A 24,675-nucleotide genomic window follows, 5' to 3' on the forward strand; every position below is an offset into this window, starting at 1 on the left:
CAGATAGCAAAACGCCCCACTAGGGGGCGTTTTGAGTGGTGTTATCCACAGAGTAAGTTACGCCTCGGCTTTTTTCGTCGCCGCTTCGATCTTACGCGTGATGTACCACTGTTGGGCAATCGACAGGCAGTTGTTCACAACCCAGTACAGCACCAGACCAGCAGGGAACCACAGGAAGAAGAAGGTGAAGATGATTGGCATCATTTTCATGACCTTCGCCTGCATCGGATCCGGCGGAGTCGGGTTCAGACGCTGCTGAATGAACATGGTCGCGCCCATGATGATCGGCAGGATGAAGAACGGATCCTTGATCGACAGGTCGGTGATCCACAGCATGAACGGCGCCTGGCGCATTTCCACGCTTTCCAGCAGAACCCAGTACAGCGAAAGGAAAACCGGCATCTGCACGAGGATCGGCAAGCAGCCACCCAGTGGATTGATCTTCTCTTTCTTGTACAGCTCCATCATGGCTTGCGACATTTTCTGCCGGTCATCGCCATGTTGCTCTTTCAGTGCAGCCAGTTTCGGCGCAACGGCACGCATGCGCGCCATGGATTTGTAGCTGGCAGCCGACAGCGGGAAGAAGATCCCTTTGATCAGCATGGTCAGGAAGATGATCGACCAGCCCCAGTTACCCACGATCGCGTGAATGTGTTGCAGCAACCAGAAGATCGGCTGGGCGATGAACCAAAGAATGCCATAGTCGACAGTCAGCTCCAGACCTGGGGACAACTCTTTCAGCACGGCCTGACTTTTCGGACCGGCGTACAGAATGGCGCTGGTTTCAACTTTCGCACCCGGTGCAGCGGTCAGCGAAGGACCGGTGTAACCGATGATGTAGTTGCCTTTGCTGTCCTTACGCGTCTGAACGATGTTGTTTTCGCCCTTCGGCGCAACCCATGCAGTCACGAAGTAGTGTTGCAGCCAGGCTACCCAGCCACCGGTGACGGTTTCCTTGAGCTGACCTTTGTCCATGTCTTTCATGGACACTTTCTTGTACGGCTCGGAACTTGTCCACAGGGCAGCGCCCAGGTAAGTCGCGGTGCCGGTGGCAGTGGTCGACGAAGGGTCGGCACTGGCGTCGCGCTTCAGCTGGGCGAACATCGAACCCGACCAAGGCTGAGCGCTCTGGTTATCCACAAGGTAGGTCACGGTCACGTCATACAGGCCGCGTTTCAGAGTGAAACGCTTGATGTAGTTGACGCCGTCCTTGCTGAACTTGAGGTCGACAACCAGTTGGTCCTGACCGTCAGCCAGTTGATAACTTTTCTTCTCCGAGGCGTAAACCGGACGACCGGCCGGGCTTGCGTCCGGACCGTTAGTGCCGATCAGGCCGCTTTGTGCCAGATAAGTACGCTCGCCGCCGTTGTCGAACAGCTGAAACGGCACATCAGGACGATCCTGACGACGTGGATACAGTGGCAAAGTCAGTTGAGCAACGTCACCGCCCTGTGGATCGATCGCCAGATCGAGCACGTCGGTCTTGACCTGGATCAGATCCTTGCTGGCAGCGACCGGAGTTTCCACAGGTGCGCTGGTATCGCTTGCGGCACGCGGAATATCGTCACTGGCGGAAGCGTTATTGCCAGGAACGGTGTCCGGCAAACCGGATGCAGTCGTACTGGAAGCAACATTCTGAGTCGGCAGGGCAGCCTGGCCATAGTCCTGGTTCCATTTAAGAACCATAACGTAGGACACGATTGCCAGGGCGACGATCAGGATCGTGCGTTTGATATCCATGATTACTCGGCCATCGAAGAAGAACGGGAGGTAGGGATAGGTGGAACCGGGTCATAACCACCGGGATTCCACGGATGACAGCGACCTAAACGACGAAAGGCCAGCCAGCCACCGCGCAGAAGGCCATGATTTTCGATGGCTTCATACGCGTAGCAAGAACAACTGGGGTAGAAACGACAGTGACTGGCCATCAAAGGACTAATGGCGTAGCGATAAAACTGGATCGGAACGAGTGCCAGTTTACGCATCTGGACTGTCTACCCCTACAGTTTCGGCTTTGACTGCTGGAACTGGCTTGTTACGGGCCAGACGCTTCCAGAGTTTGCCGAAATGCTGAATCAATTCGGGGTTTTCTACGTCGCCCAAACCTTTGCGCGCGACGATAACGATGTCCCAGCCGACCAGAGAATCCTGGTGCAGACGGAACGATTCGCGCATCAGACGTTTGAGGCGATTGCGCTCAACGGAGAGCTTTACGCTCTTTTTCCCGATAACCAGCCCGAGACGGGGGTGATCAAGGTCGTTGTTGCGCGCAAGGAGCAGGAGATTTTTCCCCGGAACCTTGCCGGTAGGGGAGTCAAAGACTGCCTTGAAATGCCGGGGGGTAAGCAGACGCTTTTCCCGACTGAAGTCCTGACTCACCTCCAGTACCGGATTATCAAACTGCCAGACGCGCACGACCTTTGGCGCGACGACGCGACAGGACAGCGCGACCGTTCTTGGTAGCCATGCGAGCACGGAAACCGTGGGTACGAGCGCGTTTGATAGTGCTTGGTTGGAAAGTACGTTTCATGTCGTGTTACCTGGTTCGTCCACAACGGGCCGGAATGGCCCCCGTTTTAAGAGACCGGGGATTCTAGAGAAAGCAAGCCTTCAGGTCAATTTCCAACCAACGTTTCCTTATAAATAGATCTCTGGAGCTTCCGGAAGCGAAATCCTGGTTGCCAGACATAAAAATAAAGAAGGGAATTATTTAAAGCTTTTCTGTAAAGCTTATAAAAGCTAGGGCAGCCTTCGTCTGTGGATAACCATGCTCAGCCCTTATAGAGCGTGATGTACAGAGAATGACAACTACAGTGGAAAACCGTGTTCAGCCTGTGCTGCGCTGTCGGATAACCTGTGTGTGAAAAGGCCTGTTATCCACAGGGTGGTTATCCACCGAGTTCTACGCCCAGTTGTCCAGTGCCCTCAGAGGCGGTTATCCACAGAGCTTATGCACACACCGTTGGTCGCCTTTTTACCGGTTAACGCATTGATTAATCATGGTCACCACACAACCTGCATGTGGATAAGTGGACGGCTCGCCGCTACAATGGCCGCTTGTTTTTGCCTCACCGGCTTTCAACTTAGGGGATATCCGTGTCAGTGGAACTTTGGCAGCAGTGCGTGGAGCTTTTGCGCGAGGAGCTGCCTGCCCAACAATTCAACACCTGGATCCGTCCACTACAGGTCGAAGCCGAAGGCGACGAGTTGCGCGTCTACGCACCGAACCGTTTTGTGCTGGACTGGGTCAACGAAAAGTACCTCGGTCGCGTCCTTGAACTGCTGGATGAGCACGGCAACGGCATGGCGCCAGCGCTTTCCTTATTAATAGGCAGCAAACGCAGCTCGGCACCGCGTGCCGCACCGAATGCGCCGTTGGCTGCTGCGCAGGTGTCTCAGGCTCAGGCCAATACCGCGCCGGCCAGTGCGCCAGCACCTGCTCCAAGTGCAGCCCCGGCCAAGCGCTCGACGCAGAAAACCGAGGAAGTCAGTGAAGAGCCGTCCCGCGACAGCTTTGACCCGATGGCCGGTGCGGCCTCGCAACAGGCCCCGGTTCGCGCCGAACAGCGCACTGTGCAGGTCGAAGGCGCGCTCAAGCACACCAGTTACCTGAACCGTACCTTCACCTTCGAGAACTTCGTCGAAGGCAAGTCCAACCAGCTCGCCCGCGCGGCGGCCTGGCAGGTGGCGGACAATCCCAAGCACGGTTACAACCCGCTGTTCCTTTATGGCGGCGTCGGCCTGGGTAAAACCCACTTGATGCACGCAGTGGGTAACCATCTATTAAAGAAGAACCCGAATGCCAAGGTCGTGTACCTGCATTCCGAGCGCTTCGTGGCCGACATGGTCAAGGCGCTGCAACTGAACGCGATCAACGAATTCAAGCGTTTCTACCGTTCGGTGGACGCTCTGCTGATCGACGACATTCAGTTCTTCGCCCGTAAAGAGCGTTCCCAGGAAGAGTTTTTCCACACCTTCAACGCCCTGCTTGAAGGTGGCCAGCAGGTCATTCTCACCAGTGACCGCTACCCGAAAGAAATCGAAGGCCTTGAAGAGCGCCTCAAATCCCGCTTCGGTTGGGGCCTGACGGTTGCCGTCGAGCCGCCGGAGCTGGAAACCCGCGTGGCGATCTTGATGAAGAAGGCCGACCAGGCCAAAGTCGAGTTGCCTCACGACGCGGCGTTCTTCATTGCCCAGCGAATTCGGTCCAACGTCCGCGAGCTGGAAGGTGCGCTGAAACGCGTGATCGCCCACTCGCACTTCATGGGCCGCGACATCACCATCGAGTTGATTCGCGAATCCCTGAAAGACTTGTTGGCACTGCAGGACAAACTGGTCTCTGTGGATAACATTCAGCGCACCGTCGCCGAATACTACAAGATCAAGATCTCCGACCTGCTGTCCAAGCGCCGTTCGCGCTCGGTGGCACGTCCGCGTCAGGTGGCCATGGCGCTGTCCAAGGAGCTGACCAACCATAGCCTGCCGGAAATCGGCGATGTGTTTGGTGGTCGCGACCACACGACGGTGTTGCACGCCTGCCGCAAGATCAACGAACTTAAGGAATCCGACGCGGACATCCGCGAGGACTACAAGAACCTGCTGCGTACACTGACCACTTGATGAACACCAGCGCAGCTTATTAAGGCAAGGGACTAGACCATGCATTTCACCATTCAACGCGAAGCCCTGTTGAAACCCCTGCAACTGGTCGCAGGCGTCGTCGAGCGCCGACAGACCTTGCCGGTACTGTCCAACGTGCTGTTGGTCGTCGATGGCCAGCAACTGTCGCTGACCGGTACCGACCTGGAAGTCGAGCTGGTCGGTCGCGTGCAACTCGAAGAGCCGGCCGAAACCGGTTCCATCACCGTGCCTGCGCGCAAGCTGATGGACATCTGCAAAAGCCTGCCCAACGACGCGCTGATCGACATCAAGGTCGACGAGCAGAAGCTGGTCGTGAAGGCCGGTCGTAGCCGTTTCACCCTGTCGACCCTGCCGGCCAATGATTTCCCGACGGTTGAAGAAGGCCCTGGTTCGCTGACCTGCAGCCTGGAGCAAAGCAAACTGCGTCGACTGATCGAACGCACCAGCTTCGCCATGGCCCAGCAGGACGTGCGCTACTACCTGAACGGTATGCTGCTGGAAGTCTCGGCCGGTGTGATCCGCGCCGTGGCCACCGACGGTCACCGTCTGGCCATGTGCTCGATGCAGGCCGATATCGGTCAGCCGGATCGTCACCAGGTGATCGTGCCGCGCAAAGGCATTCTGGAACTGGCGCGTCTGCTCACCGAGCCGGATGGCAACGTCAGCATCGTTCTGGGTCAGCACCACATCCGGGCCACCACCGGCGAATTCACCTTCACCTCGAAGCTGGTCGACGGCAAGTTCCCGGACTACGAGCGCGTTCTGCCGAAGGGCGGCGACAAGCTGGTACTGGGCGATCGTCAGGCTCTGCGTGAAGCGTTCAGCCGTACTGCGATTCTGTCTAACGAGAAGTACCGCGGCATCCGTCTGCAATTGGCCAACGGTCAGTTGAAGATCCAGGCCAACAACCCGGAGCAGGAAGAAGCGGAAGAAGAAGTGGGCGTTGAATACAACGGCGGCTCGCTGGAAATCGGCTTCAACGTGAGCTACCTGCTCGACGTGCTGGGCGTGATGACCACCGAACAGGTTCGCCTGATCCTGTCCGACTCCAACAGCAGTGCGCTGGTACAAGAGTCCGACAATGACGACTCGGCTTATGTTGTCATGCCGATGCGTCTGTAATCAGCTGATCCTGGATGTCCTTAAGTCGTGTTTCGGTCACCGCGGTGCGCAATCTGCACCCGGTGACCTTCTCCCCCTCCCCCCGCATCAACATTCTTTACGGCGCCAACGGCAGCGGCAAAACCAGTGTTCTGGAAGCCATTCATCTGCTGGGGCTTGCCCGTTCGTTTCGTAGCACGCGGCTGTTGCCGGTCATCCAGTACGAGCAACTCGCCTGCACCGTGTTCGGTCAGGTCGAATTGGCCGAGGGTGGCCACAGTGCGTTGGGGATATCTCGCGACCGTCAGGGCGAGTTCCAGATCCGCATCGACGGGCAGAACGCGCGCAGCGCCGCACAACTGGCAGAGATCCTGCCGTTGCAACTGATCAACCCCGACAGCTTCCGCCTGCTCGAAGGTGCGCCGAAGATTCGTCGGCAGTTTCTTGATTGGGGTGTGTTCCACGTCGAACCGCGTTTCATGGCGACTTGGCAGCGTTTGCAGAAGGCCTTGCGCCAGAGAAACTCCTGGCTGCGGCATGGTACACTTGACGCCGTTTCGCAAGCGGTTTGGGACAGGGAACTGTGCCAGGCCAGCGCTGAAATCGATGAATACCGCCGCGCTTACATCAAAGCCTTGAAACCAGTCTTTGAACAAACCTTGAGCGAACTGGTTGAGCTTGAAGGTTTGACGCTCAGCTATTACCGAGGCTGGGACAAGGACCGGGAATTGAGTGCCGTACTGGCTGGGGCCGTTCAACGGGACCAGCAAATGGGTCATACCCAGGCCGGACCGCAACGAGCTGACCTGCGCCTTAGATTGGGCGCGCACAACGCCGCGGACATCTTGTCCCGGGGGCAGCAGAAGTTGGTGGTCTGTGCCTTGCGAATTGCCCAGGGGCATCTGGTGAGCCAGGCCCGACGCGGCCAGTGTATTTATCTGGTGGATGACTTGCCGTCCGAGCTGGACGAGAGCCACCGTCGCGCGCTGTGCCGCTTGCTGGAAGACTTACGCTGCCAGGTTTTCATCACCTGTGTAGATCACGAATTATTGAGGGAAGGCTGGCAGACGGAAACGCCAGTCGCTTTGTTCCACGTGGAACAGGGCCGTATCACCCAGACCCACGACCATCGGGAGTGAAGGCATTGAGCGAAGAAAATACGTACGACTCAACGAGCATTAAAGTGCTGAAAGGCCTGGATGCCGTACGCAAACGTCCCGGTATGTACATTGGTGACACCGACGATGGCAGCGGTCTGCACCACATGGTGTTCGAGGTGGTCGACAACTCGATCGACGAAGCCCTCGCCGGCCACTGCGACGACATCAGCATCATCATCCACCCGGATGAGTCCATCACCGTTAAAGACAACGGCCGTGGCATCCCGGTAGACGTGCACAAAGAGGAAGGCGTTTCCGCCGCCGAGGTCATCATGACCGTCCTCCACGCTGGCGGTAAGTTCGACGATAACTCCTACAAGGTATCCGGCGGTCTGCACGGTGTAGGTGTGTCGGTAGTGAACGCACTGTCCGAAGAGCTGGTACTGACCGTACGCCGCAGCGGCAAGATCTGGGAACAGACCTACGTTCACGGCGTGCCTCAGGCACCGATGGCAATCGTCGGCGACAGCGAAACCACCGGTACCCAGATCCACTTCAAGGCGTCCAGCGAAACTTTCAAGAACATTCACTTCAGCTGGGACATCCTGGCCAAGCGCATTCGTGAACTGTCCTTCCTCAACTCCGGTGTCGGTATCGTCCTCAAGGACGAGCGCAGCGGCAAGGAAGAGCTGTTCAAGTACGAAGGCGGCCTGCGTGCATTCGTTGAATACCTGAACACCAACAAGACTGCGGTCAACCAGGTGTTCCACTTCAACATCCAGCGTGAAGACGGCATCGGCGTGGAAATCGCCCTGCAGTGGAACGACAGCTTCAACGAGAACCTGTTGTGCTTCACCAACAACATTCCACAGCGCGACGGCGGTACTCACCTGGTGGGTTTCCGTTCCGCACTGACGCGTAACCTGAACAACTACATCGAGCAGGAAGGTCTGGCGAAGAAGCACAAAGTCGCGACCACCGGTGACGATGCCCGTGAAGGCCTGACCGCGATCATCTCGGTGAAAGTGCCGGATCCCAAGTTCAGCTCGCAGACCAAAGACAAGCTGGTGTCTTCCGAAGTGAAGACCGCGGTCGAGCAGGAGATGGGCAAGTACTTCTCCGACTTCCTGCTGGAAAACCCGAACGAAGCCAAGCTGGTCGTCGGCAAGATGATCGATGCGGCCCGTGCCCGTGAAGCGGCGCGCAAGGCCCGTGAGATGACCCGCCGCAAAGGCGCGCTGGACATCGCCGGCCTGCCGGGCAAGCTCGCTGACTGCCAGGAAAAAGACCCGGCGCTGTCCGAACTGTACCTCGTGGAAGGTGACTCCGCGGGCGGCTCTGCCAAGCAGGGACGTAACCGCAAGACCCAGGCGATCCTGCCGCTGAAGGGCAAGATCCTCAACGTCGAGAAAGCTCGCTTCGACAAGATGATCTCCTCCCAGGAAGTGGGCACGCTGATCACCGCGCTCGGCTGCGGTATCGGTCGCGAAGAGTACAACATCGACAAGCTGCGCTATCACAACATCATCATCATGACCGATGCTGACGTCGACGGTTCGCACATTCGTACCCTGCTGCTGACCTTCTTCTTCCGTCAGTTGCCGGAGCTGATCGAGCGCGGCTACATCTACATTGCCCAGCCGCCGCTGTACAAGGTCAAGAAAGGCAAGCAGGAGCAATACATCAAAGACGACGACGCCATGGAAGAGTACATGACGCAGTCGGCCCTGGAAGATGCGAGCCTGCACCTGAACGAAGAGGCACCGGGCATTTCCGGTGAAGCCCTCGAGCGTCTGGTCAACGACTTCCGCATGGTGATGAAGACCCTCAAGCGTCTGTCGCGCCTGTATCCACAGGAGCTGACCGAACACTTCATCTACCTGCCGGCCGTGAGCCTGGAAATGCTCGGCGACCACGCCAAGATGCAGGACTGGCTGGCCCAGTACGAAGTGCGTCTGCGCACCGTCGAGAAGTCGGGCCTGGTGTACAAGGCCAGTCTGCGTGAAGACCGTGAACGTGGCGTTTGGCTGCCAGAGGTCGAGCTGATCTCCCACGGCCTGTCGAACTACGTCACCTTCAACCGCGACTTCTTCGGCAGCAACGATTACAAGACCGTCGTCACCCTCGGCGCTCAATTGAGCACCCTGCTCGACGAAGGCGCGTACATCCAGCGTGGCGAGCGCAAGAAAGCGGTCACCGAGTTCAAGGAAGCCCTCGACTGGCTGATGGCTGAAAGCACCAAGCGCCACACCATCCAGCGCTACAAAGGTCTGGGCGAAATGAACCCGGATCAGCTGTGGGAAACCACCATGGACCCAAGCGTGCGCCGCATGCTGAAAGTCACCATCGAAGACGCCATTGGCGCAGACCAGATCTTCAACACCCTGATGGGTGATGCGGTCGAACCTCGCCGTGATTTCATCGAGAGCAATGCGCTGGCGGTGTCCAACCTGGATTTCTAAGGTTGCCGACTCTGCCCACGAAAGGCCCGCGCAAGCGGGCTTTTTTTTGCGTTCAATTTCGTCTTGAGGCGCGATACGATGCGGCTCTTTCGTCGCAGACTGGCGGCGGCCGGATGGTAGAAAAACGACTAAAAAAGAGCAATCAATTGACTCATCAATGCGTAACGAAGGATTCCGTTAGACGTCCATGGGTCAATGCGTTGCCCCTGCTGCTGGGGGTTGTGGCGTTTTTTATCGTCATCGGCCCCAGGGCGCTGAACCCGCAGAATATTGCATGGCTGGGCAGTGGTGATCCGGCGACGCACTACCTCGGTTGGGTGTTCTTCAGACAATCGCCCTGGTCGTGGCCGCTGGGGCTCAATCCTTCGTATGGATTGGAGCTGAGCAGCGCAATCATCTTTTCGGATTCCAATCCGCTGTTGGCGTTGATCTTCAAACCCTTCGCCGCATGGCTGCCCGAACCCTTTCAATACTTGGGGATCTGGCTGCTGCTATGTTTTGTGCTACAGGGCTGGTTCGCCTGGAAGCTTATGGGCCTGGTCACCACCAACATTGCGCTGCGCTTGCTGGGCGCGGCGCTATTTCTGTTCAACCCGGCGCTGATTTCGAGGATGGGCGAGCATTTGTCCCTGGCCGGGCATTTCCTGATTCTGGCTGCGTTGTATCTAGCCCTGCGTCCACACACCGAGCGGCGCCGTCTGGCTTGGGGCATGTTGTTGGCGGTCGCCGCTTTGATACACGCTTACTTATTGGCGATGGTGGGCTTGATCTGGCTGGTCGACCTGCTGGCCCGTTCGTCGAAGCGGCAATTGCAGCTGAAAAACGCGTTTTTCGAACTGTTCAGCTTTCTGCTGCTGACAGGGTTGTGTTGCTGGCAAGCGGGCTATTTCACCGTCGAAGGGGACGGGCTGGCCTCTTTCGGATTCGGACTGTTTCGTGCCAATGCGCTGACGTTCTTTGACCCAGCCGGATGGTCTTACATCCTCGGCGATATACCCGGCGTACCCGGGGATTCGGCCGGTATGGCTTTTCCGGGATTGGGGGTCCTGTTCCTGCTCGTTTGTGCGTTGTGGTGCATGTACTCAGGCGACAGCCATGTTATGGAGGGCATGCGCAAATGCTGGTTATTGCTGCTGGCTCTGCTGGGATTAATGCTTTTCGCGTTCTCCAACAGGGTCGGTGTCGGACCGTTCGAGTTCGTCTACTGGTTGCCTGACTCCGTCATTTCCATGGCCGGTATTTTCCGTGCGTCGGGGCGGATGATCTGGCCGGTAATGTATGCGGCGATCTTCGCTGTGGTGTGCCTGATCGTGCGTAACACTGCGCCACGAACCGCGCTTGTGCTGCTGGCGATTGCACTGCTGGTGCAGATCACTGACACCCGTGCCGGTTGGGAACACATTCGCCATCAACTGATGGTCACGCCTGCCACAACGTGGAACACCCGAATGGTCGACCCGTTCTGGCAAAACGCGGCGACGCACTATCAGAAGGTCCGCTATGTGGTTCCGCAAAACCTGACAACCCATTGGATGACCCTCTCTGATTATGCGGGCAGAAACCATCTCGCCACGGATGCCGTGTACCTGGGCCGAGTGAGCGCACAAGCTCAGGAAAACCTGCAGTTGGCGGCCACGAGGGCCATCGACTCCGGCAAGTTTGCATACGACACCCTCTATGTGCTCGAACAGCGCTCTGCCCTGCAAGCGACGGTCAGCATCAATCACGACAGCGATGTGCTGGCAAAGGTTGACGGCTTCTACGTGCTGGCACCGGGCTGGAAGCAGTGCTCCGGCTGTCCGCCAATCACCGATGAATCCCGGACATTGATTCCTTCATTTGGAGCAGGTGAAAAGCTGCAGTTCACGGAGGGCAGCCCCGGCGCCCAGGCGCTGGCCAAAGGCTGGTGGTTTGCCGAGGCGTGGGGCACCGGGTCGGTTGGAACGGATGCCGAAATTATCCTGCGGCCCAAGACTGGCTTGAGTGTGCTGACGCTTGAAACCAACGCCTTCCTGGCTGAGAAACACCCGCGCCAAGCGGTGGATATCAGCATCAATAACGTGCCGGTACTTTCCACCAGCCTGACCAGTGCCACCGCCAACACAATCCAAATCAGCCTGCCCGCCCAGGTGCAGGCACTGGTCGCGCAGCAAGGTGTGTTGCGGATCCAGTTGCATTTCCCTCTGGCAATAAGTCCCCAGAAACTTGGCTGGGGCGAGGATACGCGAAAACTGGCGATCGGCTTGCTGGCGCTGACCTTTCACTGATCAGAAGTGACCACGCAAGGCCTCGTTACGACGCTGGCCTTGTGCATTTGCCTCACTCGCTCGTTGCCACACTCTCCAACCGATACCCATACCCATAAATCGTCAGCAACTGCCAACCGCGATCCGCCGTCAGCCCCAGTTTGTTGCGCAGGCGATAAATGTGCGTATCCAGCGGTCGTGACGAAGCGACTTCTTCGTGGGGCCAGAAGCGTTCGTACAGATACTCCCGCGACAATGGCCGACCCAGGTTACTGAACAGGCAGCGCGCCAGGCGGTATTCACGCTCCGTCATGACCACTGCCTTGCCCTCGCGAGTGACGCTCAGTTCAGCGTCGTCGAAGGTCAGGTCATTGAAGTTCAGAACTTCGGCAGCGCTACTGCGTTGCTGGCTGTGCCGGCGCAGTACGGCGGCAACCCGGGCTTTCAGCTCGTTGGGGCGGAACGGTTTGCTGACGTAATCGTCGGCACCGGCGTTCAGCGCCTGGACGATATCGCTTTCGCCGTCGCGGCTGGTCAGCATGATCGCGGCGGGCGGCGACTCCATGTGTTCGCGGGTCCAGCGCAGCAGCGCCAAGCCAGTGATGTCGGGCAGTTGCCAGTCGAGGATCAGCAGGTCGAAGGTGTCCCGGCGCAATTGGCGCAACAGGTCCTCGCCCCGTTCAAAGCTGTGCAACGACCAGGGCTGGTCTCCCTCCGCAGCCATCTGCTGCAGGGTTTGCTCGACCCGACGCAGTTCGGCGGGTTCATCGTCCAGTATCGCAACGCGCATACGCGTGGGTTCCTTGTTGCTTGGGCATTGGCCCGCAACCCTGAAGGCTCGGCCTGTGCAATGAAAGTAAGCAGTCCACCTTCGGTCGGCGTCCGCTATGATTCTTCGGATCTACATCCTCAGACCTGTGCCTCATGAAACCATTCACTGTGCCCTGCCCTGTTTGCCATGAATAGCCCGCGTCGGCGCGAAAGCCGCGAGCCGAGTCAGGTCCAGCGCCTGTTTCGACGGCTGGTGCGTGAGTGGGTGTGGATAAGTCTAGTGCTGTTGCCGCTGACTGCGTTGTTGTCGTATCGCGCGCAGATCAATCTGCACGATGCGTCAGCGGTTCTGAGCGCGTTGCTTTCGGTGGGATGGGTGGCGGGTGTCCTCGGCTTGCTGCTGTGGCGTCCGCGCTGGGCGATCTGGGTGACGCTGGGCGGGGTGGCGGGCGTGCTGCTCACCAGCGCCGGGCTGGCGGAGGCTCGGCACTGGTGGTCACCGACTCCGTCGGCACTCGGCATGTTGTTCGGCTACCTGATCTGGAACTGGCGGCGCCTGAGTGTGGTGCTGACGTATTTTGGCTGGGAGCTGGCGCGACTGGATCGCGAGCCGAAAGTATTCCCGGAACGGCGCCGCGCGAAATTCGCCAGCGCTGACCAATTGCAGGGCCAGATCATGGCACTGGAGCAAGCCATGAGCCGCACGCGCGATACCCGACGCTTCATTGCCGACGGTCTGGAATACCTGCCGGTGGCGACGCTGATCAGCGATCCCAAGGGGCAGATCCTGCTGGGTAATCGCAAGTCCCGTGTATTGTTCGATCACCCGCTGGTCGGCGACGACGTTCTCGAGCAACTGGCCCGCCTCGGTTACCCGGAGTTGTTCACAGAACCACGCCCGGCGCTGTCCGACCTGGCGCTGCTGGAGTTTCGCGATCACAAGGAACGCAGTCTGCGTCTGGAGCGCGCGGCATTGCTGCCCGTGGATGGTGACACCCCCATCGGCTGGCTACTGAGCCTCACCGACCTGAGCGCCGAACGCGCCGCAGAAGAACAGCGCGGGGTCTTGCTGCGATTTCTTTCCCACGATCTGCGCGCCCCACATTCAGCGATTTTGGCCCTGCTCGATGTGCATCGCCATCAAGCCGGAGCAGATTCACCGCTGTTCGAGCAGATCGAGCGCCAGGTACGCCGCGCGCTGGAATTGACCGATGGCTTCGTGTTGCTGGCGCGGGCGGAATCCGAGGCTTACCAGTTTCAACCCAGTCTGTTCGCGATGCTGGTGCTGGACGTACTGGATCAGGCGCTGCCCATTGCCCAGCAGAAAAGCATCAAACTGCTGCACACGATGGATGAACAATCCCAGGAGCGTCTGATCAACGCGGATCAAGGCCTGCTGACCCGCGCCTTGTTCAACCTGTTGGAAAACGCCATCAAATACAGTCCCGCCGGCACCACGATCGAGTTGAATGTCAGTTGCCAGGATGACTGGTTGCGCTATGAACTGAGCGATCAGGGCAAAGGCATCGCCGCCGAAGAATTGCCGGACCTGTTCATGCAGTACCGACGCTTTTCATCAGCGCAAGGTATCGATGGCGTAGGGTTGGGGCTGTCGATGGTCAAGGCGGTGGTCGACCATCATGGTGGTAGCATCGAATGCCACAGCATCGTCGATCAAGGCACTACGTTCCGGCTGCAGCTACCGCTGATTGTCGAGTGAACAGGCACAAAAAAACCGGCTATATCAGCCGGTTTTTTTACTTCCGAAAAAAACTTATGCACCTTTTACGGTGTTTTATGAGCTTGAGAAATATATAAGTAAATCAATCGGTTACTTTCAATATTCAGGCTTTTTCAACAAAACCGTACACAGGTTATCCACAAAATCTCAGACAGCCACCTGATCATTCGCGGCAGGCGCCTGAGGTGCCGGTGGCAGCGAACCCATTTCGCGCTGAGTCTGTTCGTTCCAGGCTTGTACCCGGTCGTTCAGCTCGGCGATGGCGCGCGGGCCAGCGCCTTCAGCATACATCGGCTCGCCGATGATCACGGTGATCACGCCCGGCGTCTTGCCCCAGCCGATTTTCGGCCAGAATTTGCCGGCATTGTGTGCAATCGGCAGCACCGGAAGCGCCGCATTCACCGCCAGCGCGCTGCCACTGCGCGAGAACTTGCCGACGGTGCCGTAAGGAACGCGGGTGCCCTCAGGGAAGATCAATACCCAGACGTTATCCTTGAGCAGTTCATCGCCTTTGGCCGCGACTTGTTTGAGCGCGGCTTTCGGGTTGTCGCGGTCAATCGCGATCGGCCGCAGCATGGCCATGGCCCAACCGAAGAACGGTACGTAGAGCAATTCACGCTTGAGCACCTGGCTCAAGGGCGAGAAATAAGCGGAGAGAAAGAACGTCTCCCAGGTGCTCTGGTGGTTCGACTGAATCACGCAGGGCCGAGCCGGCACGTTTTCCGCGCCTTTGATCTCGTAACGAATGCCGAGAAACACCTTGGTCAACCACAAGGCGCAGCGGCACCAGTACACGTTGATGAAACGATAACGCGCCTTGAACGGCAAAAAGGGCGCGATAAAAAAGCTCAGGCTGCACCACAGCAAGGCAGTGGTGCCCAGCAGCAGGTAAAAGAGAAAAATTCTGATGGCCTGCAGTATCGACATGGCGACGTTTACCGTTACGGGCGATGCCCGACTGTTCAAGCGCACTCCCGATCAATCCCTGGTCAGGAACTTCAGAAGCACTCTAGTTGTGGATAAGTTCTGCGGCAATCGCCGCCAGATCGTCAAAAATCAGGGTGCCGACCGGAAGGGTCTTGCCCAGAGTTTTTTCGCCTTTCCCGGTCTTTACCAAAACGGGCTGTGAATCGACGGCTTTGGCGGCCTCCAGGTCACCAAGGCTGTCGCCGACGAACCAGACATTGTTCAGTTCGACGTCGTAATGCCGCGCGATGGTTTGCAACATCCCCGGTTTCGGCTTGCGGCAATCGCAACCCTCGTCCGGTCCATGCGGGCAGTACACGATCAGCCCGACTTCACCGCCCTGCTCCGCCACGAGCGTGCGCAAGCGCGCGTGCATGGCGTCGAGGGTGGCGAGGTCGTAATAGCCGCGAGCGATGCCCGACTGGTTGGTGGCGACCGCCACCGTCCAGCCGGCCTTGCTCAACTGCGCAATCGCCTCGATCGAGCCGGGCAGTGGAATCCACTCCTCCACCGACTTGATGTAAGCGTCGGAGTCGTAATTGATCACTCCGTCCCGATCGAGAATCAGCAGTTTCAACAGCAATCCCTCAACCCAGCAGCGAAATGTCGGCAACCCCGAGGAACAGACCACGCAGGCGCGCCAGCAGCGCGTAGCGGTTGGCCCGGACCTTGGCGTCTTCGGCATTGACCATGACGGCGTCGAAGAACGCATCCACCGGCTCACGCAATGCCGCCAGACGCGCCAGCGATTCGTTGTACTGACGCGCTGCGGCCATTGGCTGCACCGCCTGATCCGCTTGCTGGATCGCCGAGTACAGCGAGAACTCGTTGGCGTTGTCGAAGTACTTGGCCTCGACCACGGTCGGCACCGAGCCTTCAACCTTGCTCAACAGGTTCGATACACGCTTGTTGACCGCTGCCAGCGCTGCCGCTTCCGGCAGTTTGCGGAAGGCCTGAACCGCTTGCACACGCTGGTCGAAGTCCAGCGCCGAACCCGGCTTCAGGGCACGTACCGAAAGGTAGGTGGCGACATCGACGCCTTCGTCTTCGTAACGCGCACGCAGACGGTCGAAGATGAATTCCAGCACCGCGTCATTCAGACCGGCAGCCTTGACCTTGGTCCCGAACGCCACCACGGCGAAAGCCACGGCATCGTTCAGATCGAGGTCGAGTTTTTTCTCGATCAGGATACGCAGCACGCCCAGTGCCGCACGGCGCAGGGCATACGGGTCTTTGCTGCCGGTCGGCAGCATGCCGATACCGAAGATGCCGACCAGGGTGTCGAGTTTGTCGGCGATCGCGACAGCCGCACCGGTCAGGGTCGCCGGCAGTTCAGCACCGGCACCGCGTGGCATGTACTGCTCGTTCAGCGCCAGCGCGACGTCTTCCGGCTCGCCGTCATTGAGGGCGTAGTAGTAACCGGCGACACCTTGCATCTCCGGGAACTCGCCGACCATTTCGGTGGCCAGGTCGCACTTCGACAGCAAGCCTGCACGGGCCGCCCACGAGGCGTTGCCGCCGATTCGCGCGGCAATGTACGCCGCGAGTTTCGATACGCGCTCGGCCTTGTCGTAGACGCTGCCGAGTTTTTCCTGGAACACCACGTTCTTCAGGCGATCATTGAAGGCTTCGAGTTTCTGCTTCTTGTCTTGCTTGAAGAAGAACTCGGCGTCGGTCAGACGTGGACGAACCACTTTCTCGTTACCGGCGATGATCTGCTGTGGATCTTTGCTTTCGATGTTGGCGACGGTGATGAACCGTGGCAGCAACTTGCCGTCGGCATCCAGCAGGCAGAAGTACTTCTGGTTGTCCTGCATGGTGGTGATCAGTGCTTCCTGCGGCACGTCGAGGAAGCGTTCCTCGAACGAGCACACCAGCGGCACCGGCCATTCGACCAGCGCGGTCACTTCATCGAGCAGCGCCGGCGGCACGATCGCAGTGCCTTCCTGACGGGTAGCCAGTTCTTCGGTGCGCTTGCTGATGATCTCGCGACGCTCGTTGGCATCGGCCAGCACATAAGCGGCACGCAGGTCGGCCAGGTAGCTCGATGGCGAACCGATGCGCACGCTTTGCGGGTGGTGGAAGCGGTGACCACGGGAGTCGCGGCCAGCCTTCTGCGCGAGGATGGTGCAGTCGATGACCTGGTCACCGAGCAGCATCACCAGCCATTGGGTCGGACGCACGAACTCTTCCTTGCGCGCACCCCAACGCATGCGTTTCGGGATCGGCAGGTCGTTCAGCGAGTCTTCGACGATGGTCGGCAGCAGGCTTGCGGTCGGCTTGCCGGCGATGTTCTGGTTGTAACGCAGTTTCGGACCGCTCTGGTCGATCTCGCTCAGCTCGACGCCGCATTTCTTGGCAAAGCCAAGGGCTGCCTGAGTCGGGTTGCCTTCGGCATCGAAGGCGGCCTGACGTGGCGGGCCGTCGAGGTTGATGCTGCGATCCGGCTGCTGGGTGGCCAGCGCAGTGATCAGCACGGCCAGACGCCGCGGCGCGGCGTAGACGGTTTTGCTTTCGTAGTTCAGACCGGCAGCTTGCAGGCCCTTGTCGATACCGGCGAGGAACGCTTCAGCCAGGGTGTTCAGGGCTTTTGGCGGCAGTTCTTCGGTGCCCAGTTCAACCAGAAAATCTTGAGCACTCATTGTGCAGCCTCCAGCTTGGCCAGTACTTCGTCACGCAGGTCCGGGGTCGCCATCGGGAAGCCCAGCTTGGCGCGAGCCAGCAGATAGGCTTGCGCAACGGAACGCGCCAGGGTGCGTACGCGCAGGATGTATTGCTGACGCGCGGTCACCGAGATCGCCCGGCGCGCATCCAGCAGGTTGAAGGTGTGCGAGGCCTTCAGGACCATTTCGTAGCTCGGCAACGGCAGCGGCTGGTCGAGTTCGATCAGGCGCTTGGCTTCGCTTTCATAGAAGTCGAAGAGTTCGAACAGTTTGTCGACGTTGGCGTGTTCGAAGTTGTAGGTGGACTGCTCCACTTCGTTCTGGTGGAACACGTCGCCGTAGGTCACCTTGCCGAACGGACCGTCAGCCCAGACCAGGTCGTAGACCGAGTCCACGCCCTGCAGGTACATGGCCAGACGCTCCAGACCGTAAGTGATCTCGCCGGTCACCGGGTAGCACTCGATGCCGCCGGCCTGCTGGAAGTAAGTGAACTGAGTCACTTCCATGCCGTTGAGCCAGACTTCCCAGCCCAGACCCCAGGCGCCGAGGGTCGGCGATTCCCAGTTGTCTTCGACGAAGCGGATGTCGTGGACCAGCGGGTCCAGGCCGACATGCTTGAGCGAGCCCAGGTACAGTTCCTGGAAGTTGTCCGGGTTCGGCTTCAGGACGACCTGGAACTGATAGTAGTGCTGCAGACGGTTCGGGTTTTCCCCGTAGCGGCCATCAGTCGGACGGCGGCTTGGCTGCACGTAGGCGGCGTTCCAGGTTTCCGGGCCGATGGCGCGCAGGAAGGTCGCGGTGTGGAAAGTGCCGGCGCCTACTTCCATATCGTAGGGCTGAAGTACCACACAACCTTGCTCGGCCCAGTATTGCTGGAGCGCGAGGATCAAGTCTTGGAAGGTACGCACGGCTGGCGTAGGCTGGCTCACGAAATTCACCTGTTTCTTGGGCTGCGATTTAAAGAGCGGGAGTATACCCGATTCAGTCGCACCTCCACCCCCTGGAGCCTTATGCCACGCTGCTTTTGGTGTACCGAAGATCCGTTGTACATGGCTTATCACGATCAGGAGTGGGGCACGCCGCTACGCGATGCGCAGGGTTTGTTCGAGTTGCTTTTGCTCGAAGGGTTCCAGGCCGGGCTGTCGTGGATCACCGTGCTGCGCAAACGCGAGCGCTACCGCGAGGTGTTGTACGGCTTCGACGTGCAGCGTGTGGCGCAGATGAGCGACGCGGAAATCGCCGAATTGATGCTTGATCCGGGGATCATCCGCAACCGCCTCAAACTCAATGCCGCGCGGCGCAACGCCCAGGCCTGGCTGGCGCTGGAAGACCCGGTGGCGTTTCTCTGGTCGTTCGTCGGCGGCCAACCGATCATCAATCATTTCAAGGATCGCAGCGAAGTCCCGGCGATCACCCCCGAAGCCGTGGCGATGAGCAAAGCCCTGAAAAAGGCTGGCTTCACCTTCGTTGGCCCAACCATTTGCTACGCACTGATGCAGGCCTCGGGCATGGTCATGGATCACACTCAGGACTGCGACCGCTACGCGCTGCTGGTCAACGGCGGTTAGAATGGCCGCCTCGCGCACAGCACAAAATCAGGAGTGACCTGTGGAAAAGTTTAAAGGCGCCTTGCTGGTAGGCGCTCTGCGGCTGTTTGCCCTGCTGCCATGGCGGGCCGTGCAGGCCGTGGGTTCGGCGATCGGCTGGATCATGTGGAAAACCCCCAACCGCTCCCGCGACGTGGTGCGGATCAACCTTTCCAAATGTTTTCCACAGATGGACCCGGCCGAACGTGAGCGCCTGGTCGGTCAGAGCCTGAAAGACATCGGCAAATCCCTGACCGAAAGCGCCTGCGCCTGGATCTGGCCGGCGCAGCGTTCGATCGATCTGGTGCGCGAAGTCGAAGGCCTCGACATCCTCAAGGATGCGCTGGCCTCGGGCAAGGGTGTGGTCGGCATCACCAGCCACCTGGGCAACTGGGAAGTGCTCAACCACTTCTATTGCAGCCAGTGCAAACCGATCATTTTCTACCGCCCGCCAAAGCTCAAGGCGGTGGATGAATTGCTGCGCAAGCAACGCGTGCAACTGGGCAATAAAGTCGCTGCCTCCACCAAGGAAGGCATCCTCAGCGTTATCAAGGAAGTGCGCAAAGGTGGTGCAGTGGGCATTCCGGCTGACCCGGAACCGGCCGAATCCGCCGGGATCTTCGTGCCGTTCTTCGCCACCCAGGCGTTGACCAGCAAATTCGTGCCGAACATGCTCGCCGGCGGCAAAGCGGTCGGCGTGTTCCTCCACGCCCTGCGCCTGCCGGACGGTTCCGGCTACAAAGTGATCCTCGAAGCGGCGCCAGAAGCCATGTACAGCACCGATACCGAGGAATCCTGCGCGGCCATGAGCAAAGTGGTTGAACGGTACGTTGCCGCATATCCAAGCCAATACATGTGGAGCATGAAGCGCTTCAAGAAACGTCCACCGGGCGAAGCGCGCTGGTACTGAACAAGTTGGCACACTCTGTGGATAACCTGTAGGAGCTGCCGCAGGCTGCGATCTTTTGATCCTGCTTCTGCGGCTTATCCACAGCCTCGTTCATTCAAGGGCGCATAAAGATGTCCGAACAGCGCAAATCCTTCCGCATCAAGATCACCCACGACAGCTTTGGCGAATGCCTCGGGCAGACGCGCAATCTGTCGGCCACCGGGGTGTATGTCCAGCATCCAGGCCTGGCTTCACTGCCCAAAGGTGCGGTGGTTTATGGCCAGGTGCAGGGTTTACCCACAGGCGCGCCACGGGTGCGAATGGAAGTGGTGACGGTGGACGCCGAAGGTATCGGCCTGCGCTATCTCTAGTCTATTGCGCCTGTCGGTCGAGCTTCTTCAGAAACACGGTCATTTCCTTCTCGGCCTGCTTGTCGCCATGCGCGCGGGCTGCTTCCAGACCTTGTTCCCACGCCTGACGTGCGGCGGCATGGTCGCCGAGTGCGAGTTGCGCCTTGCCCAATAGCTTCCACGCCGCCGAATACTTCGGATCGAAACCGACACAGCGCTGGAAATGCTCGGCGGCCTTGGCGTTCTCCCCCAGATCCAGATAACCCTTGCCCAGGCCAAAGCGCAGCAGTGAGTTATCCACACCCTTGGCGAGCATTTTTTCCAGGGCTTCGAGCATGGGGGATTCCTGTTGTGTGAGTGTCAGGTGTTGATGGTGTTTATTGAGACCGCCTTCGCGAGCAGGCTCGCTCCCACAGGGGAAACGTATCCCAAATGTGGGAGCGAGCCTGCTCGCGAAGGGGCCAGTGCCGTCAGCGCAAACCTCAGAAGAAGCTGAGCCCCACATGAAACAGCTTCTCCACATCGCGGATATGCTTTTTATCCACAAGGAACAGAATCACATGGTCGCCCGTTTCGATCACCGTATCGTCGTGGGCGATGATCACTTCCTCGTTGCGGATGATCGCGCCAATCGTGCTGCCCGGTGGCAGGCCGATTTTCTCGATCGGCCGGCCGATGACCTTGCTCGACTTCGCATCGCCGTGGGCAATCGCTTCGATGGCTTCTGCCGCGCCCCGGCGCAGTGAGTGCACGCTGACGATATCGCCACGGCGTACGTGGGCCAGCAAGGTGCCGATGGTCGCCAGTTGCGGGCTGATGGCGATGTCGATATCGCCGCCCTGGATCAGGTCGACGTAAGCCGGGTTGTTGATGATCGTCATCACCTTCTTCGCGCCCAGCCGTTTGGCCAGCAGCGACGACATGATGTTGGCTTCGTCATCGTTGGTCAGGGCGAGGAAGATGTCGGCGTCGGCGATGTTCTCTTCCAGCAGCAGATCACGATCCGAGGCGCTGCCCTGCAGCACCACGGTGCTGTCGAGGGTGTCGGAGAGATAGCGGCAGCGTGCCGGGTTCATCTCGATGATCTTTACCTGATAGCGGCTTTCGATGGCCTCGGCCAGGCGCTCGCCGATCTGCCCGCCACCGGCAATCACGATGCGCTTGTAGGTTTCGTCGAGACGGCGCATTTCGCTCATCACCGCGCGAATATTCTCACGGGCGGCGATGAAGAAGACTTCGTCATCGGCCTCGATCACCGTGTCGCCTTGCGGCAGGATCGGTCGGTCACGGCGGAAAATCGCCGCGACACGCGTCTCGACATTCGGCATGTGCTCGCGCAACTGGCGCAGCTGTTGGCCCACCAGCGGCCCGCCGTAATAGGCGCGCACCGCCACCAGTTGCGCCTGGCCTTCGGCGAAGTCGATCACTTGCAGCGCACCCGGATGCTGGATCAGACGCTTGATGTAGTTGGTGACCACCTGCTCGGGGCTGATCAGCACGTCCACCGGAATCGCTTCGTTCTGGAACAGCTGTTCTTCGCGGTTCAGATAAGACGCTTCGCGCACCCGGGCGATCTTGGTGGGGGTGTGGAACAGCGTGTGCGCGACCTGGCAGGCGACCATGTTGGTCTCGTCGCTATTGGTCACCGCCACCAGCATGTCGGCGTCGTCGGCGCCGGCCTGGCGCAGCACCGACGGCAGCGAGCCGCGGCCCTGAATGGTGCGGATGTCGAGACGATCGCCGAGGTCGCGCAGGCGTTCGCCGTCGGTGTCGACCACGGTGATGTCGTTGGCTTCGCTCGCCAGGTGTTCAGCCAGCGAACCGCCGACCTGCCCCGCACCGAGGATGATGATTTTCATCCAGTCACTCCATTGAATCCGTTTAGCCGCGCGCGGCAGCGATCTTGATCAGCTTGGCGTAGTAGAACCCGTCATGCCCGCCCTGCTGGGCCAGCAATTGGCGACCATGGGGCTGTTTGATCCCGGCCGTAGTGGCCAGGTCGAGCTCGCGGGCACTCGGCGTGCGCTCAAGGAACGCGGCGATGACTTCGGTGTTCTCGGTCGGCAAGGTCGAGCAAGTGGCGTAGAGCAGGATGCCGCCGACTTCGAGAGTCTTCCACAGGGCGTCGAGCAGCTCGCCTTGCAGCAGCGCGAGGGCGGCGATGTCGTCGGCCTGACGGGTCAGCTTGATGTCCGGATGGCGGCGGATCACGCCGGTGGCCGAGCATGGCGCGTCGAGCAGGATGCGCTGGAACGGCTTGCCGTCCCACCACTCTGCGGTGTCGCGGCCGTCGGCAGCGATCAGCTCGGCGCTCAGGCCCAGCCGCTCAAGGTTTTCCTTTACCCGCACCAGACGCTTGGCTTCCAGATCCACCGCCACCACGCCGGCCAGCGCCGGTTCGGCTTCAAGAATGTGGCAGGTCTTGCCACCGGGGGCGCAGCAGGCGTCGAGCACCCGTTGGCCCGGGGCCAGATCAAGCAGATCGGCGGCCAGTTGCGCGGCTTCGTCCTGCACGCTGATCCAGCCTTCGGCAAAACCCGGCAGGCTGCGCACGTCGGTGGCGGCTTCGAGAACGATGCCATCGCGACTATAGACGCAGGGCATGGCAGCGATGCCAGCGTCGCTGAGCAAGCCGAGGTAGGCGTCGCGGCTGTGATGCCGGCGGTTGACCCGCAGGATCATCGGCGGGTGCGCGTTATTCGCGGCGCAGATCGCTTCCCATTGTTCCGGCCAGAAGGCTTTCAGGGATTTCTGCAGCCAACGCGGATGGGCGGTACGCACCACCGGATCGCGCTCCAGCTCGGCGAAAATCGTCTCGCTTTCGCGCTGGGCATTGCGCAGCACGGCGTTGAGCAAACCCTTGGCCCATGGCTTTTTCAGCTTGTCCGCGCACCCGACGGTTTCGCCGATGGCCGCGTGCGGCGGCACGCGGGTGTAGAGCAGTTGATAGAGACCGACCAGCAGCAACGCCTCGACATCGGCGTCGGCAGCCTTGAACGGTTTCTGCAAAAGTTTTTCCGCCAGCGCCGACAGCCGTGGCTGCCAGCGCGCGGTGCCGAACGCCAGATCCTGGGTGAAACCGCGATCACGGTCGTCGACCTTGTCCAGTTGCGTCGGCAGGGAGCTGTTCAGCGAAGCCTTGCCGCTGAGCACGGCGGCGAGTGCCTTGGCGGCGGCCAGACGCGGGTTCATTGTGCGTCTACCACGGCGCCGAGCACGGTGCCGACGGCAAATTTCTCGCGGCGGCTGTTGAACAGGTCGCTGAAGTTCAGCGCCTTGCCGCCAGGCAGCTGCAGACGGGTCAGGCACAGTGCCTGCTCACCGCAGGCGACGATCAGGCCGTCCTTGCTGGCGCTGAGGATTTCACCCGGTGCGCCTTTGCCGTCAGCCAGTGTCGCGGCTAATACCTTCAGCGCTTCACCGTTGAAGGTGCTGTGTGTAATCGGCCATGGATTGAAGGCGCGCACCAGACGCTCCAGTTCAACTGCCGGACGGCTCCAGTCGAGGCGCGCTTCATCCTTGTTCAGTTTGTGGGCGTAGGTGGCGAGTTCGTCGTTCTGCACTTCGCCTTCGAGGGTTCCGGCGGCCAGGCCGGCAATTGCCTGGACCACGGCGGGCGGGCCCATTTCGGCGAGACGGTCGTGCAGCGTGCCGCCCGTGTCGTCGGCACTGATCGGGGTCACGACTTTGAGCAGCATCGGCCCGGTGTCGAGGCCCGCTTCCATGCGCATCACGGTCACGCCGCTTTCGGCATCACCGTGTTCCACGGCGCGCTGGATCGGCGCCGCACCGCGCCAGCGTGGCAGCAGCGAGGCGTGACTGTTGATGCAGCCCAGGCGCGGAATATCCAGCACTGCTTGCGGCAGGATCAGGCCGTAGGCGACCACCACCAGCAAGTCCGGTTTCAGCGCGGCCAGCTCGGCTTGAGCGTCAGCGTTGCGCAGGGTCGGCGGCTGCAACACCTGGATATTATTTTCCAGGGCCAACTGTTTGACCGGGCTCGGCATCAGTTTTTGCCCGCGACCGGCCGGACGATCCGGTTGGGTGTAGACCGCAACGATCTCGTAAGGGCTGTTCAGCAGGGCCTTGAGGTGCTCGGCGGCAAATTCCGGAGTGCCGGCAAAAACAATGCGCAGTGGCTCAGTCATGAAGGGAA

At 59.7% G+C, this 24,675-nt stretch carries 22 protein-coding genes; 9 read left to right on the top strand and 13 right to left on the bottom strand.

The annotated features are described in order from the left end of the window. Positions 1–57: 57 nt before the first annotated feature. From yidC to rpmH, 4 genes are read right to left on the bottom strand one after another with little or no spacing between them, the layout of a single operon-like run. A complete protein-coding gene (gene yidC / locus BW33_RS03015) occupies positions 58–1,740 on the bottom strand; it encodes a membrane protein insertase YidC (RefSeq protein ID WP_047596981.1) in 1,683 nt (560 codons plus the stop codon). Positions 1,741–1,742: 2 nt separating this feature from the next. Then, positions 1,743–1,988, bottom strand: coding sequence for a membrane protein insertion efficiency factor YidD (gene yidD, locus BW33_RS28205; protein WP_080761984.1), 246 nt, complete (start codon positions 1,986–1,988; stop codon positions 1,743–1,745). After that, positions 1,981–2,382, bottom strand: a complete 402-nt coding sequence (gene rnpA / locus BW33_RS28210; RefSeq protein WP_201771622.1) for a ribonuclease P protein component — start codon at positions 2,380–2,382, stop codon at positions 1,981–1,983. Before rnpA ends, yidD begins: the two co-directional genes overlap by 8 nt. Before the next feature lie 16 nt (positions 2,383–2,398). Continuing rightward, positions 2,399–2,533: a 50S ribosomal protein L34 gene (gene rpmH / locus BW33_RS28215; RefSeq protein WP_003213577.1), complete on the bottom strand. Its 135-nt coding sequence runs from the start codon at positions 2,531–2,533 to the stop codon at positions 2,399–2,401. Between the two features lie 566 nt (positions 2,534–3,099). Here rpmH and dnaA point away from each other — a divergent pair. From dnaA to BW33_RS03045, 5 genes are all read left to right on the top strand, one after another. Then, the gene (gene dnaA, locus BW33_RS03025; RefSeq protein ID WP_041073598.1) at positions 3,100–4,623 is read left to right on the top strand and encodes a chromosomal replication initiator protein DnaA; all 1,524 of its coding nucleotides are present in this window, start codon (positions 3,100–3,102) and stop codon (positions 4,621–4,623) included. A gap of 39 nt (positions 4,624–4,662) precedes the next feature. After that, positions 4,663–5,766, top strand: coding sequence for a DNA polymerase III subunit beta (gene dnaN, locus BW33_RS03030; RefSeq protein WP_003220202.1), 1,104 nt, complete (start codon positions 4,663–4,665; stop codon positions 5,764–5,766). Positions 5,767–5,780: 14 nt separating this feature from the next. Beyond that, a complete protein-coding gene (gene recF, locus BW33_RS03035) occupies positions 5,781–6,884 on the top strand; it encodes a DNA replication/repair protein RecF (RefSeq protein WP_047596984.1) in 1,104 nt (367 codons plus the stop codon). A gap of 5 nt (positions 6,885–6,889) precedes the next feature. After that, a complete protein-coding gene (gene gyrB, locus BW33_RS03040; protein ID WP_007960764.1) occupies positions 6,890–9,307 on the top strand; it encodes a DNA topoisomerase (ATP-hydrolyzing) subunit B in 2,418 nt (805 codons plus the stop codon). 113 nt (positions 9,308–9,420) lie between these two features. After that, on the top strand, positions 9,421–11,574 hold the full coding sequence (locus tag BW33_RS03045) for a DUF6311 domain-containing protein (RefSeq protein WP_236645189.1): 2,154 nt from the start codon (positions 9,421–9,423) through the stop codon (positions 11,572–11,574). A gap of 52 nt (positions 11,575–11,626) precedes the next feature. Here BW33_RS03045 and BW33_RS03050 read toward each other — a convergent pair whose 3' ends face one another. Further along, entirely contained in the window at positions 11,627–12,343 is a 717-nt protein-coding gene (locus BW33_RS03050) for a response regulator transcription factor (protein WP_047596988.1), read from the bottom strand. Between the two features lie 168 nt (positions 12,344–12,511). On the opposite strand from BW33_RS03050, the gene BW33_RS03055 reads away from it, so the two are divergent. Continuing rightward, the gene (locus BW33_RS03055; protein WP_047596989.1) at positions 12,512–14,044 is read left to right on the top strand and encodes a sensor histidine kinase; all 1,533 of its coding nucleotides are present in this window, start codon (positions 12,512–12,514) and stop codon (positions 14,042–14,044) included. Between the two features lie 168 nt (positions 14,045–14,212). Here the strand turns inward: BW33_RS03055 and BW33_RS03060 are convergent, their stop codons facing one another. From BW33_RS03060 to glyQ, 4 genes are all read right to left on the bottom strand, one after another. Continuing rightward, entirely contained in the window at positions 14,213–14,992 is a 780-nt protein-coding gene (locus BW33_RS03060; RefSeq protein WP_047596990.1) for a lysophospholipid acyltransferase family protein, read from the bottom strand. Between the two features lie 82 nt (positions 14,993–15,074). Continuing rightward, positions 15,075–15,614 carry a D-glycero-beta-D-manno-heptose 1,7-bisphosphate 7-phosphatase gene (gene gmhB, locus BW33_RS03065; protein ID WP_177327452.1) on the bottom strand — a complete coding sequence of 180 codons (540 nt, stop codon included), beginning with the start codon at positions 15,612–15,614 and terminating at the stop codon, positions 15,075–15,077. Between the two features lie 4 nt (positions 15,615–15,618). Continuing rightward, positions 15,619–17,673: a glycine--tRNA ligase subunit beta gene (gene glyS / locus BW33_RS03070; protein WP_047596993.1), complete on the bottom strand. Its 2,055-nt coding sequence runs from the start codon at positions 17,671–17,673 to the stop codon at positions 15,619–15,621. Next, complete coding sequence (gene glyQ / locus BW33_RS03075; protein WP_003187265.1) at positions 17,670–18,623, bottom strand: glycine--tRNA ligase subunit alpha; 954 nt, start codon at positions 18,621–18,623, stop codon at positions 17,670–17,672. Before glyQ ends, glyS begins: the two co-directional genes overlap by 4 nt. A gap of 81 nt (positions 18,624–18,704) precedes the next feature. Between glyQ and BW33_RS03080 the strand changes: the two genes are divergently transcribed. From BW33_RS03080 to BW33_RS03090, 3 genes are all read left to right on the top strand, one after another. Then, positions 18,705–19,262, top strand: coding sequence for a DNA-3-methyladenine glycosylase I (locus tag BW33_RS03080; RefSeq protein ID WP_047596995.1), 558 nt, complete (start codon positions 18,705–18,707; stop codon positions 19,260–19,262). Positions 19,263–19,302: 40 nt separating this feature from the next. Beyond that, positions 19,303–20,190 carry a lysophospholipid acyltransferase gene (locus BW33_RS03085; RefSeq protein WP_047596996.1) on the top strand — a complete coding sequence of 296 codons (888 nt, stop codon included), beginning with the start codon at positions 19,303–19,305 and terminating at the stop codon, positions 20,188–20,190. 110 nt (positions 20,191–20,300) lie between these two features. Then, positions 20,301–20,540, top strand: coding sequence for a PilZ domain-containing protein (locus tag BW33_RS03090; protein WP_041073615.1), 240 nt, complete (start codon positions 20,301–20,303; stop codon positions 20,538–20,540). 1 nt (position 20,541) lies between these two features. Here BW33_RS03090 and BW33_RS03095 read toward each other — a convergent pair whose 3' ends face one another. The 4 genes from BW33_RS03095 to fmt form a co-directional block, all read right to left on the bottom strand. Then, on the bottom strand, positions 20,542–20,856 hold the full coding sequence (locus tag BW33_RS03095; RefSeq protein ID WP_047596997.1) for a tetratricopeptide repeat protein: 315 nt from the start codon (positions 20,854–20,856) through the stop codon (positions 20,542–20,544). A gap of 145 nt (positions 20,857–21,001) precedes the next feature. Then, positions 21,002–22,378, bottom strand: a complete 1,377-nt coding sequence (gene trkA / locus BW33_RS03100) for a Trk system potassium transporter TrkA (RefSeq protein WP_003220233.1) — start codon at positions 22,376–22,378, stop codon at positions 21,002–21,004. A gap of 22 nt (positions 22,379–22,400) precedes the next feature. Further along, a complete protein-coding gene (gene rsmB / locus BW33_RS03105; RefSeq protein ID WP_047596998.1) occupies positions 22,401–23,711 on the bottom strand; it encodes a 16S rRNA (cytosine(967)-C(5))-methyltransferase RsmB in 1,311 nt (436 codons plus the stop codon). Next, complete coding sequence (gene fmt, locus BW33_RS03110; protein WP_047596999.1) at positions 23,708–24,667, bottom strand: methionyl-tRNA formyltransferase; 960 nt, start codon at positions 24,665–24,667, stop codon at positions 23,708–23,710. The genes rsmB and fmt overlap by 4 nt, the downstream gene beginning before the upstream one ends. Positions 24,668–24,675 lie beyond the last annotated feature (8 nt).

The organism is Pseudomonas sp. RIT288 (assembly GCF_000631985.1).
Taxonomy (GTDB): Bacteria; Pseudomonadota; Gammaproteobacteria; order Pseudomonadales; family Pseudomonadaceae; genus Aquipseudomonas.